The 13,634-nt window shown below is 35.1% G+C and carries 10 protein-coding genes; all 10 read right to left on the bottom strand.

What is annotated here, in order from left to right; translation table 11 throughout:
- Positions 1-4: 4 nt before the first annotated feature.
- The 10 genes from SOM16_RS09300 to SOM16_RS09345 all read right to left on the bottom strand — a co-directional run bounded on the left by SOM16_RS09300 (position 5) and on the right by SOM16_RS09345 (position 13,316).
- Complete coding sequence (locus SOM16_RS09300) at positions 5-2,212, bottom strand: peptidase domain-containing ABC transporter (protein WP_320463731.1); 2,208 nt, start codon at positions 2,210-2,212, stop codon at positions 5-7.
- Positions 2,190-5,366 carry a lantibiotic dehydratase gene (locus tag SOM16_RS09305; RefSeq protein ID WP_320463732.1) on the bottom strand — a complete coding sequence of 1,059 codons (3,177 nt, stop codon included), beginning with the start codon at positions 5,364-5,366 and terminating at the stop codon, positions 2,190-2,192. Before SOM16_RS09305 ends, SOM16_RS09300 begins: the two co-directional genes overlap by 23 nt.
- Positions 5,363-6,283: an LLM class flavin-dependent oxidoreductase gene (locus SOM16_RS09310; protein ID WP_320463733.1), complete on the bottom strand. Its 921-nt coding sequence runs from the start codon at positions 6,281-6,283 to the stop codon at positions 5,363-5,365. Before SOM16_RS09310 ends, SOM16_RS09305 begins: the two co-directional genes overlap by 4 nt.
- Position 6,284: 1 nt before the next feature.
- Positions 6,285-7,427, bottom strand: a complete 1,143-nt coding sequence (locus SOM16_RS09315; protein WP_320463734.1) for a lanthionine synthetase LanC family protein — start codon at positions 7,425-7,427, stop codon at positions 6,285-6,287.
- 64 nt (positions 7,428-7,491) lie between these two features.
- On the bottom strand, positions 7,492-8,622 hold the full coding sequence (locus SOM16_RS09320; RefSeq protein ID WP_320463735.1) for a lanthionine synthetase LanC family protein: 1,131 nt from the start codon (positions 8,620-8,622) through the stop codon (positions 7,492-7,494).
- 8 nt (positions 8,623-8,630) lie between these two features.
- Positions 8,631-11,057 (bottom strand): outer membrane beta-barrel protein, encoded by a 2,427-nt coding sequence (locus SOM16_RS09325; RefSeq protein ID WP_320463736.1) that lies wholly within the window; start codon positions 11,055-11,057, stop codon positions 8,631-8,633.
- A gap of 84 nt (positions 11,058-11,141) precedes the next feature.
- Positions 11,142-11,357: a class I lanthipeptide gene (locus SOM16_RS09330; protein ID WP_320463737.1), complete on the bottom strand. Its 216-nt coding sequence runs from the start codon at positions 11,355-11,357 to the stop codon at positions 11,142-11,144.
- Positions 11,358-11,368: 11 nt separating this feature from the next.
- Positions 11,369-11,578, bottom strand: coding sequence for a class I lanthipeptide (locus tag SOM16_RS09335; protein ID WP_320463738.1), 210 nt, complete (start codon positions 11,576-11,578; stop codon positions 11,369-11,371).
- 609 nt (positions 11,579-12,187) lie between these two features.
- Entirely contained in the window at positions 12,188-12,850 is a 663-nt protein-coding gene (locus SOM16_RS09340) for a S41 family peptidase (protein ID WP_320463739.1), read from the bottom strand.
- A gap of 58 nt (positions 12,851-12,908) precedes the next feature.
- Positions 12,909-13,316: a hypothetical protein gene (locus SOM16_RS09345; protein ID WP_320463740.1), complete on the bottom strand. Its 408-nt coding sequence runs from the start codon at positions 13,314-13,316 to the stop codon at positions 12,909-12,911.
- Positions 13,317-13,634: the final 318 nt, after the last annotated feature.

Raw genomic sequence — 13,634 nt, forward strand, 5'->3', positions numbered from 1 at the left:
TCAATTAATTAAAAATTTCCTGTTCAGATAATTGTTTTCTAACTAAATTATAATAATCTCCCTTTTTCAACATAAGCTGATTTAAATCGCCTTGCTCAGTTACAAGACCATTTCTCATGACGATTACATTGTCTGCAAATTGAATTGTACTTAGCCTGTGAGCGATAAGTAAAACTGTTTTTCCAATAAAGAATGTTCTTAAATTTTTGATAATCTCATATTCAGTTTCTGCATCCAGTGAGTTAGTTGCCTCATCAAAGAAAATGTAATCAGGATTCTTATAAACAGCACGCGCGATGAGTATACGTTGTTTCTGACCTTGACTTAAGCCTTTCCCTTCATTACCTATCATAGTATCAGCATTCATAGGAAGTGATTCGATATATTCTTCAAGGGAAGCAATTTTTATTGCATACTTTAAGCGTTCATAGTCTGTAGTTTCACTCATGCTAACGTTAAAGGCTATGGTTGTATTAAATATAAAACTTTCCTGTAAAACTACGCCGCAAGCACTTCTCCATTTTGCTAGATCAATATTTCTGAAGTCTATATCTCCAATATTTATTAAACCTGTGTAATTCTCGTAGTATCCCAACAAGATCTTTAATAGTGTCGTTTTTCCGCTACCGCTCAAGCCGACTATTGCGGTAACCTTTCCTTTTGGTAATAAGATGTTAATGTCTTTGAGCAAGAATGACTGATCTCTGCCGGGATATTCAAAAGACACATTATCAATGGATATACTATTTGATCCTTGAAATACAGGTGTTTTGATTGCCCTTCCACTCTGTTCATCTTCATTTTTCACACTCCAAATATCATACAACCTATCGAAGCTTATTTTTGCATCCTGTGCACCTAAGACGGTATTTACTACCTGCGAGATTGGAGCAATAAGCTGACCAATTATAAATTGAATTGATATCATCTCACCAATAGTTAACCTTGATTTAATTACAAGAGACACAGAGAAATAGGTTAATAATACCTGAGTGCACTGAAAAATAAGTGTGGCTCCTGATTCCTGAAACATTGAAATGTTAAAACTCTTAAATGAGTTTTTTATGAGCCCTGCCTGTTGTTCTTTCCACTTATCAAAATAAGCATTTTCAGCATTGTTGATTTTAAGGTCATGGATGCCGCTTATTATTTGAACAAGTAAACTTTGGTTTAATGAAGAAAATTCGAATCGTTCATGATCGATTGATTTGCGTTTGTTCAAAAAGAATGTAATCCAAGCCAGATACGTCATAGCGCTCAAAACAAACAGAATTAAAAATATAATATTGAAGTATGCCAACACTGTTGCATAGACAACTATACTTAAAATACTAAAAACAAATGAAAATGATGTCTTTGTAATAAATTGCTCTATCCGGTTGTGATCACTGAAGCGCTGGATAATATCCCCGATTTTTCTAGATTCAAAGAACGGCAGAGGCAACTTAAATAGTTTTCCCAAGAAAGAAGATAGCATGGAATAGTTTATCTTACTACTTAAATGTAAGGTAATTCTGCTTCTGATCATTGAAAAAATGCTACTGCTTATAATAACCATCAGTTGACCCAAGAGTATATACTTCACAAAAGTAATATCGCCTGAACTGATACCTAGATCAACAACAGTCTTTGAAAAGAATGGAAGTATAAATTGCAGGGATAGCACCAGCATAAATCCCCAAAGAATTACCAGAAAATACAGTTTATTATTTTTAATATGCTCAAGAAAGAAAGGAGTCATCCTACTTGAACTTCCTGTCTCTGTTTGTGAGTTAAATTTATCAGTAGGTTCAAATACCAGACAAGCGGCTAAAGCATTGTTTGCACTAAAAATCTTTGTTGACAACTTTTCGCTGGTAAGACTACTCATCCCTTTGGCAGGGTCACCAATCAGAAATCTTCCAGATTTGTACGAAAATATAACGGTGAAATGATTCTTTTGCCAATGGATAATTATCGGACTTATTTCAAGCACTTTCTTTATATTGTCAATGGACATTTCGACACAATCAGTCTCTAGCCCAATCTTTTCCGCAGCATTTTTTAGCCCAAACATTGATGTCCCACGAATCTCAAACTCTGATCTTGATCTTATAAATTCGGTGTTAAAATTCTTCCCAAAAAATCTGCAAACCATTCGTAGGCATGCAACCCCACAATCCATTGAACCCGTTTGATACACGAAGTGTTTATATGTTCGAAATAAATTCATTATGATATTTTAATTGTCCAAGTTGAGTCCGGTATTGTTGCTCCATTAATGAGTAGAAAGCATATTCATGAATTCTGTTTTTTGATGTCACAAACCTTACGACTGACATGTGAATGAAACTTGCCAAATATTCATTGCTCAATGCCGTTTCATACGCTGCATAATTGTTTTTGTAAACATCAGCCAATTCAGATTCAAATAAGGTTATGAGATGCTTAAGTTGCGATATGTCTTCGGTCCCGATCCTATCGTTTTTAAAGTATTCGATAATGGTATCCTTATTTTCCCTGAATTTTGTTGTTAAATGCCTTCTTTGCGTCTTGTTTCCATTAAATTCCCTTGCAAACCCATCTCTTCTTTTTAATACGAAATCATATCTTCCCTGTAAATCAATGTCAAAAGCACTCAGATAGACATCGATAATAGACAGTCCGATGAGCCAGTAACTCGATTGAAGCCCCTTCTCATCAAGAATTGACTGACAGCTTAGTGCAAATTCACTATCCAAACTGAATATTTGTTCTGCTGCAACAATCAGATTGCCGCCATAACGCTCAAGTTCCCTATTATAGGCCTCTGAAACTACGTTTGAAATCATCTGGTTAGTTATAAATGGTTCAAGGGCTTTAGAAATTATCTTAAGTACCTCACCATAATCGTCCTTTGAAGTCAGGTGAAATCTAACCCTTAAATGGAATTCAGGATCAGTATACTTTAAAAAGAACCAATTACTACAATATCCTTTTTCTTGTATTAAAATTTTCCGAAGTTGGGATATCGCTGTTCTCAAAATTTTCGAGCTATTTTTAATCCCGGCATAAATTTTCAGGTAAACCCATTCATCGCCAATGTAAAACTGTCTTTGCACATCATCATCAAAATAAATTTGGTTATTATTCTTTTCCTGCTGTCTATAGTCAGATTTGAGGGGAATGATAACTTCATTGAATAACTCTCCAATACTATTTTTAAATAAACCATTTGCAGACTTGTCTCTAATAACTTCCTGTAACGTAAAGGAAGGTAAGGCTTTAACCTCCTCAACAAATACATAAAAGAGGTGTTTATATTCCAAATTGATATAAATATCATGTTGCCTACCAGTTATAGTAAATTCCATGGGAACGTCATTTTTCACTAGCACGCTCCGAATACCCTCCATCATTTGCTTTTCCTCCAGCTGGAAAAATTTATTTATATCAGTAGTATTGAGATACCATGTAGCTGGATAAAAAATGTTATTCTTGTATACAATTCTTGGGATAAATCTAAATAGGTGCTGAAGCGGCTCGATGTCTATAGTTAAATTTATATATCCAGGTTGGACGGTGTCTTGCAAATCGCTCAACAACTTGTACAATGGTAAAGGATTATTATTGAAATTATGGGCATTTGAAAGTCTTGGAATAACTTGTTTTTTCAACTTTCTGGAGTATAATATTAATTCTCCGTTAAGCATACCGATGTATAAATCATCGACTGAGATCATGCCCGATTCCAGAGCGTTCGATTTCGAATAATAACAGATTTCAAATGGTCTGTATTTTGGCCTAGCCATAATATTACCAACTCTATAATCCGTAAGATGATTGATTTCTGCAACTATCTTATTTGGGAAGCATGATTCTTCATATTCGGCAATATCTTCTACAAGTGATTTAATATCTTCGTCCATAAAACCAAATCGTCCTAATAAACATGCTGCACTGCTAGCTCCTATTTGGCCAAAAGTATTCCAGATTTTACCTGTTTCATCTGTAGTTAAGTTTACAAATGCATTAAAGGTAGCTGGAAGATACTTTTCATTTGTATCAAGATTGGACAAATCTTTTTCCATTAAAATTATTTCTCTAGCGCCTTTTTTTCCGGCATCGAGTATTTTTGCGAACAATAGCGCATGTCTGGATTTATCCCAGTTTAAGGTTGTTGTACTTCCCGATGGAGGTGGCATTATAGGAATATCATCGATAAATGGTGTAAACTCCATGAAATCCTTATTAACCATCCCATAACCTATCCCCATTTCCGGATCAATCACCTCTGAAACTTTTACAAACTTATCGTCATATCTATCCGCAAATTTCTTTTTGAAATCCTTTAACGTAGGATTTGATCTAGGTGTGCAAAATTTAATGAATGCGGCTGTGCCAGAAATTATGTCATTTAAAATTTCCTGTTCCAGCATTGCCGGTTCTTCAGGTTTAATAATCGCATCAACCTGAATAGCAAACTTTGCAGGAAAAAGCTTATCAAGTGAGGCTGCCTTTTTAATGATTTCCTGGTAAGTTTCTAAATGAGTAGCTTGGGTATTGGATTCGATTTTCTTAATCATGCTCGCAATGTCAAAAAATATATTTTGACTTTTGTCCAGAAAAGCCTGATTATCTTCGTTGGATATCGTGGCCTTGCTAGCCAATGTGTTTCTTACCTGAATGTCAAATTCCTCCCCGTTAAGATTAGGATCAAGTTCAGATACGAGAATCTTGGAATCGATGAGCTCATGGATGAACCCGGTAGCTTCTTCTTCAGTGATATCTTCGCAGGTAAGGGAATCCGTCAGCTCACTAAATGAGCCTCCCTTACGAGAAATTTTTAATATAGTTTCGATGTACTCGTTTTTTTCAAAACTCGACAAACTATAGGACCTATTTCCATCGGCAATAGAATACTCAACATATCTAACAGAATCCCCAACATTATACATCGTGTTATTTGGAAAATATTTGAGAATACGTCTTAGTTTTCTATCTGTTAGGATGTATTCGACAAAAGAAGCCAAGAAACCCATATCCAGTCTAACATTCGCTTCAAAGGGAAAAATATCAGGGATCTTAATACTGTTTTCCTTACCGAAAGTGCCTATTCCGCATCCGGAAAACATTCCGAAAGGCGTGGAACGGGTGGCCATTCTGATTATATATTTCAGCGCGGTTAATCGAAACTTACTTATTTTTTTATCGTTCAGATTCTCTCCCTTCATAAACGAATCAACCTCATAGGAGAAGTCGGGAGAGGCTATATAAAGAGCTTCACGGAATTCATTTCTTTGAAAAATTGAACGAAGATATTCATCAATATTTTCAGTTTGCTCAAGTAAAACTGGAACAGAATATAACGGTATGCGATAAATAAATTGGTTGAATGAACTGATCATAAATAATTCAAGTTAAATTTTTCGTTAAGTAGATGTAGGGTATCAAGTTTAGCTTCACTATGGAAACTTTTATCGGCAATGATGAAGTCTCCTAAATTATATTTCTCTCCAATTTCAAGAATTTTATCTGTCACAAAATTTGGGCATCCAATAAGCGTATTAACTACAGGCCTTATTGGTGCTTTCGAGGCAAGTTCTTTAGCTTTTTTTTCATCTTTCGCGCAAATTATAGCTAAAGCAAAGCTAACCTCTGGATCTCGGCCATTAGCAGCATGGAATTGATCTCTATATCTATTAAGCAAATCAGGACTTTCAGTCAAACTCTGTAAATCATGAAATGTTGATTTACAAAAATTAAGGTTATTTTCTAGTGCAAAACCAAGGTTGTGACAAAAAGAACCTAATAGATATAAGTCAGGAGTTGTTCCTAAAAATGGTGGGATAAGGATTTCTTCTTTTTGAGCATGTAACTCTTCATTCTGAAAAAATCCAGTAACAGCTTTAATATTTTTCAGATAATTATCTGGCCTTTTTTTAAAAAGCCTTTGAGATAACAGCTGAGAAACTTTTAATGAGGGAGTACCGTTTGAAAAACCTAAATGTACCCGACCAGGAAATATATTTGCTAACAGTTTGTAGTTTAATGCAACAAGATACGGGGAATGATAATTAATCAGAACACCTCCAACACCTATTTTTATTTGTTCTGTATTTGCCAATAATAAAGGAAGCAAAGTGTCTGGAGTTGACCAGGGACTTGATTTATAGAAATTATGGTGTTCAGTTAGCCAAAAGCTTTTATAACCAAGCTTATCGGCTAATTCACAATACTTGAAAATTTCTTCAATCACCATCATACTGTTTATGTCTGATTGCAGGTAGCCGAACTCTAATATCCCAATGTTTATTTTTCTCATATCAGCTAAGTAATAGTATATCGTCCCAATAATTTTCTTCGATCTCTGGCAGAAATGAGAGGCATAGCCCAGTTAACCCTTCTAATATTGACATGTTATTTAACTTAGGAGACCTGAGATCTGAATGTTCTAACCATGTGCGTGTAGTATTATTCCAATGATCGAATGCATCTGAAAAAGCCTTAAGGTTTGTTGCAATAAACAACCTTCTATACATATGCATTATTCCTGAGGAGCCATGGCAAACGTAAATATCAGTGACCAGATTTTCTTTTGGGTTCAGTCTGGAAGTTGTTGCAAGTCCTATCTCAATAGCATCATCAATCACTGATTGGTTCCTCGTATTTTTTCCAATTTGGATGAATGCCAAGGCGATGGACAAATCGCCATAACACCAAGCTAATCTGCATTTATAATTGGCATCATTCGAAGAGTGATATAGCCCATAATCTTCATTTATCCAACTTGGATAAATTGAATCAATCTCTTCGCCAAAACAGTCTCGTCTGTGATTCCTCAAATACAGAAGCCCTTCCGTTATCATTTTGTTGATTAAAAGATCATTAAGCCCTTTATCCAGGCATTTTGACATAATCAGCAACTGTCCAGGTAAGCCGTGTGCTAAACCGAAGTCATAGTCTCTAATATCGGTTCCCTCCAGAATTAAATTATGTATCCGAAGGCCATAGGAATCTCTTTTTGACATTAGAAGGAAATCGTTAATCAGATGTCCTGCATAAGCCTTCACCTTTGGTTGTTCAAGTCTTTTCGAAAAATAGAATAAAACCCCCATCGGTCCATGTAAAAAATCCGAAGTTCCTTTAGCAAAATCATCTCTGGCTAGATTAAATAGCAGTTCATCATATCCACTGAAACTTTCTTCAAAATCAAAATCAATAAAATTATACTTATTCAAATGCCAAAACGTATAAGCTATGCCAGTAATTCCTTCGGACAGACTATGGATAATTTTCATTTTTCCATATTGTTCCTCATTCAAACTAGTGATAATGTATTCTAAAAGCGCAAAGCTTTTTTCTTCGAATGCTGAGACTTTAATCTGTTTTGATAAATAAAAACCTAATAGAGCAAGGCCCGATGCACCTTCAAACAAACCCAACATCAAACCTTCGTCCTTTTGCATGAGCACTCTATCTAACTTCTCAATTAGTTTTGACGGATAATTTCGTTTACTCATAGCATTCATATCAATTCAAATGATGTATTTTCAAGAACAACGCCTTGTTATCTGACAATAAGGAGCCAAAGGCTCCAGTGACTCCCTCTTGAAAGGACATTAATTTAAATAGTCTGGATTTATCCATGGCTATCATCGCTTCGATATTTTGGCTTAGCAGACTATAAGTTCTTATCTTCCATTTTGCACCAACTTTAGTCAAAAAATCATTATTGCAGATTTCACCAATCAAATCAAAATACAAATACATGCCAGATGCCCCATATAGTAATGATACATCGTTTTGCACTTCCATTCTGTCTAATGATCTTCTCCCAGTCGCAATAGCCATTAGCGTCGCTTCTTCGTAGATTGAACAATTCTGCGTAATTTTCGCCCCCTTTAATAGCGCATATAGGATACCACAATCTCCATAACAAAGACTCAGCGAACTGACGTTTTTATCGCCAACAAAGTCCCCAAAAAAGCATGGAAAATCTGCTTCTTTTCTTTGCTTCATTATAAATTTAAGAAAGTTTTCGAGTAGGTGCTTGACTTTATCATCATCCGGATATATCTCCAGGTAGTTACTCAAAAATGCGATGTAAGCTGATAGACCGTGTCCTATGCTTAGATAGATTTTTTCACCTGCAAAACAGCTATTAAAATAATGGAGCCCATCACTATCGATTTGCGAATGATCAATCAGCGCATCACGCAATACTTTTAGTAGTGAATGATCTGGATATTCTGACATAAAGCAAAATGCCGGATAAAAAGCACCAATGAAAGGATCAAAAATCTGATTTTCTAATAATTCTTTAACGCCAGATTCTAAGCTGCCAGCAAGCTGAATCAACAGTTCGTGTACATCATAGACTTTTGCTAAACGTGGTCTTGTTTCATGAATAAGATAGATGAGGTCAGTAAGATCAAATAGCCAGGCCTCGTGCCTGTATCCCCTGTTAAATCTATCGATGCATTCTTCAAAAAATTCATAAAAAGCCTCTTCATCTTCCTTGCGCTTGAACTTTTCTGACCTGTAATAAAAAAACAGCGCAAACCCCGCAAGTCCGTTTCTTATACCTAAGTTATAGATTACATTCGAATTGTCGTGAATTGTCTGCCCCCATTGAGCAGACATTCCTTTTAATTGGAGCATTTTCATTTCTAATTTGATTTAAACCTGGAAGATTCTTGCTTAGCTGATGTATTGGGCGGAGTTGCTGATCTCAGTTTTCCTAAGTTCACTGTTAATGAAAATTTAAATCTTCGGATATTTTGATTATAGATACCTTGGGAATTATATCCATCATAATATCGTTGGCGATCCTGCAGGTAAGTATTAAATAGGTCATTAACATTAAAGGCAATGGAAAGCTTATCTTTAAAAAATTCTTTTTTTAATCCTGTATTAAAATAAGACCTACTTGCTATAAACATTTGATTCGATCGGTTAGGTCCATAAAATCCATAGCTAAATTCCAAGAATGTTTTTTTTGCAATTTCTATTTGATGGTAAGTAAAGCCATATATCAGGCCGAGCCGCCTTTGATCCAGTGAACTTGTAAAAAACCCTGGATTGAAACTTGACTTATAGAAAAATCCAGATATTGAGACTTGCCCGCTCCATTTACCATCAAAAAAAGAAAATGTTGGTGCAAGGGTAAAATAAAACATTTTATTATTGCTTGCATTTTCAGGTCTTACAAGTGTAAGGATTGAATTTTCGACTTGCCTACGTTGTAACAGTATAACATTCCTGGTATATTGATAACCAAAATTAAAGGTTAAGTAGCCCTTATACATGTTTCCGATCCCAATGCCATAAGTAAAGCTAGGATTCAGGTTTTCATTGCCCTGCTGGATAGTAAATTCGTCTATATATCTTTCGTAGTTATTGAGATAACCGTAGTAAGGTCTGTTTATAGTCCTATTTAAGGTAAGGGTTGTTTTAATATCCTTTCCGTTGTAGCTAAGGGAAAAATTTGGGAAGAAGTTTCTAAATGATCTGGCACGTTCGCCTCGACTGATCAAATCTTCATTAATCATCTTTGTATCTTCGAAACGTAATCCCGCAACCGCACTAAGTAAAGGACTGAATTTGTGTTTGAATTCAGAATATAAAGCGTTAGTATTCTCGCTGTACCCAAGGTTACTGGACCGATTAAAGTCTTTATATAAATTATTATTTCTTAAAGTGTCGTAACTGGTGTTATTGGTTATACTACCCCTTGTTATCTTACCTCCGAATTTCAAAGTGTTATTTTTATTGAAAATTTTCTCGTTATCTAGTTGAAAAATATACTGATGACCTTCAAGGGGTATATTCGCAATCACGTTATATTGAGAACGATTTCCTAAAATGTCTGTTATGGTGTTTAAAATTGTTGGTTGATCTTTGGTGAAACCGCTAATATAGCCGAGGTCAATTTTCACTTTCGAACCTAAAGAGTCAAATTTGCTGACATAGATAAAGTCTATGTTATTTAAATTGTCGCGTAAGTTCAAAGCTTTATTTGTGATAACTGAGTTCACATCCACAGGATCAAGATTTGTACTTAGTCTGTCCTCACCTGTTGTTTTTCCATAGTAAATACTTCCTGCTACACCTACAGTAGTCATTTTATTTATTGCATAATCTAAGGCCAAATCAACATATGGAGATTTTGTTCTACTATTTACTATTTGATTATCCGTTGTTCGCACTGCATTTGTTCCGCCAGAATACGTTGAGGATGATTGGTTTTCAACAAGACTATAATCATTATCATAATTAAGGGAGCCATAAATAGAGATTTTGTCTCGTTTAAAACTGAAACTACTATTATGAAAAGATCCAACAAAATCATCAAATGAGATGCCATTTGTTAGACTGAAATTATAACCATCTGCTGCATTCTTTTTTGTCACGATATTGATTACTCCGCCTGAACCTGAGGCATCGTACCTTGCTGATTTGCCATTCATGATTTCGACAGATTTAATACTATTAGCGGGCATAGACTTCAGAAGCTTGACCGCCTGTTCAATAGTAAATGACCGTTTCCTATCATCCACAAGTATTTGAATGTCCGTATTACCATTTAACCTTATATTATCGTTCTCGACCATAACGCCTGGAAGATTTTTAAAGAGGTCAAATACCTTCATTGATGCCAGTCCGGGCATGTTCTGGGGATTAAAAGTAATTTTATCAGCGTCGTATACAATCAATGGTTTTCTGCCTTTTATTGATACCTCCTCCAAATGTGTTACTTGCTCTAAAAACACATTTTGCAACACATCAGTAGCCGATTGGGTTGTGACGTTGGTTACTACCTTTGTGCTATAACCTTTTTTCTCAAAGATAACTTCCAAATTTTTGGAAGGTTCAATTCTAATAGTAAATCTTCCGGTTTCATCACTTTTTGTTTCAATGACAACCAATTGAGATTGCTGATAGACTATCCTAATACTTACAGCAACAATAGGCTGACCAGAGGTACTATTAACAACAGTTCCAGAAAGTGATGTGGATTGTCCGTAAACACAGGGTGAAAAATAAATGAAAATTAAAGTGATGATTATAAAAAAATAGGTATGTCTGATTTGCATGTTTAAGCGGCTTAAAAAATGGCCCCTTCCAAAAATTTTTGGTAGGAGCCAGTCCGAATATCGTTCCGTTACATTAAGATGTTGTTAGTTACAGGTACCCTTGCAACAACTAGCTGCCTCCAAGGCTTGCTCTGCTGGTGAAGGTGTTGAAGGGCAAATGCATGAATCCCCACTACAGGTATACATGGAGCTGGTTCCACTACTCATCATTGCTGCCCCACCGATTAATGCCTGCATTTGTTTTTGCTGCAAGTTTGAAAGTGTTTCTTTCTTGAGTACTAATTTTTTGAAATTCTTCATTTTGTTTGTTGTTAAGGGTTAACTGTCTCTACTGGTTCTTCGGCTTTTTTGCATGATTTTTTACAGCAACTGTCGTTACAATCTGCAGACGGACACCCGGATGTATCCCCACTTGAATAGAACTGAGCTTGTCCACCCAAAACTGCCTGCATTTGCCTATCTTGAAGCGATACAAGTGTTTCCTTGTTTAGAGAAAGCTTTTTTAGAAATTGATTTTTCATAATTTTTGATTTGAAGTTAAATTATATGGATTGAATATTCGGCGTTGAAAAAATAGATCCATCTTAGATAGATTTTATTCCTTATGTAATTTATTTATCCATCTGATTATTTTCAATAAAATCATATAGAAAGCATGAAATTGAGGATAAAGAATCAGTTATTCGGGAAGCAATTTTCGGTTCATGAAAGCGAGGTCTAATCTGTCTTTCGGTAAAAGCCTCATTGAAGAAATAGAAAAAACGTACGCATTACCAAGTTAAGCCCTGTTCGATATTTTTTCATTTTTTAGATGGTTGTTTTTGTTTGCCATGACAAGCTCACATATGGCTGCATAAAGGTCTAGCTACTATAAAAGCTACAAAAGATTTAAGAATAATTAAAAAGAAATCAACTTTCAATTGCTTCAATTGTCTCACTGCCTTTAGCATATGTGAAGGACTTAAGAAAATTAACCGGGAAAACACTTGGTCAATAAAAGTAGAGGAAAACTTATGCTATATGAGAATCCGAAATTATCATAACTTTATCTCCGGTGCAAAAATAGATTGTAAATAAATCATTTTTATCTTTGAGCTACCAAACTTGATCATTTGCTGTTATGAATATATTTAATTGTCCGGTCTATCCAATCTTCTCCGAAGGCATCTAGTATGACATGGACTAATGCCGATATTTTCATAGGCGAGGTATTTTGCAAGACTAGTCATGTCTGTAGGATAGAATAAGAAACGTTTGCTTGGCATTTCTATTATCTTTCCATAATTGCTACTGTAGGCTATTGTGCCCCTTGTTGTCTCACCTAATGTTGTTACATTCTTTTTCTCTTTTAGATTAATGATAAATTGCTCTGAGTTACTTACCGTATTATTGTTTTGCAAAATGAAAACCCTACCACGATATTTTCTTACAAAATCTGCAAACTGGTCTGATGTTTTATTGCCGCCCCCAGTATTATCTCTTAGGTCAATAATAAGTAGGTAGGGATTAATAGATGAGTTTATTTTATTGAAAAAAGCTGTAGCAACATCAATATTTTCCCTGCTGGAATCAAAACTACTTAATCGTAAATACCTAACTCCTTGGTCAAGTTCCTTATACTCGTATCTGCCTTCACTAAAATGAACCGGGGTGCAAATTGGCAAGGCGACCTTTCTATAATTGAGCCCGCTAATTATTCCATTTTGTAACCTCACGTTTCTGAATAAAACATACGGAACCGGAGGACCAAAAAATCGAATGGCATCCATAGATCCCTGTCCTGTCCTGTTCAAAATTACAGCTACAACTTTTGTTCGTAAGTTCTGTAGGTAAAAACTGTTTTTGTTATATTTATAGCCAACAAACTTTTCTCCATCTAAAGTAAGAGTAAATTCCTTCCAAACTATCTGTCGGATACGCTTTATACTTTAATTCCATTTGAGCCACATCAATTTTCGGCTTCAAATATTGAAAGTTTACTAAAGAATCTGGCCTTTTATAAAAACCCAGATGATTGTCTTTTATTGGATAAATCAGCTGCAATAATCTTTGATAAACCTCAAATTCATCATTAGATTTAAGATCCTTGCGTATATGTTCATAAAGTCTCCGATAGCTCGTATCAGTTTTCAATTGCTTTTTATAAGATGGTAACCGACGAATTGATTTATACAAGAAATCCAAGTCTGCAATATTTTGAGCTTCTTGGGCGCTTATTCTCTCCACTATAGCAAGAAAGAAAAGCGTAAACAACAGCATTTTCAGATTTATACTTGAGAAACGATAATCGCTTTAAGCATGTGTTTATAAATAGCTTCAATTATGGCTTTCATGTTTTATTAAAATGATAATAACTCTAAATTATCAAACAATGTAGAAGATTGAACGATAATAACAAGATCTTGTTTTCTTGAACGTCTATCTGATTCTTAAACATCCGTTTTAGACGTACAAAAAACCATTGTCAGCTTTTGATAATGTATTTTCAATTTTCTCTAATGGTTCAACAGCAGACATTAAATCGTCTTTCTTGGCTGCTGGAGTCGTATTCTCGCGGTGATTTTGATCTGTTAGCCT

The organism is Pedobacter sp. CFBP9032, from assembly GCF_034045265.1.
Taxonomy (GTDB): domain Bacteria; phylum Bacteroidota; class Bacteroidia; order Sphingobacteriales; family Sphingobacteriaceae; genus Pedobacter.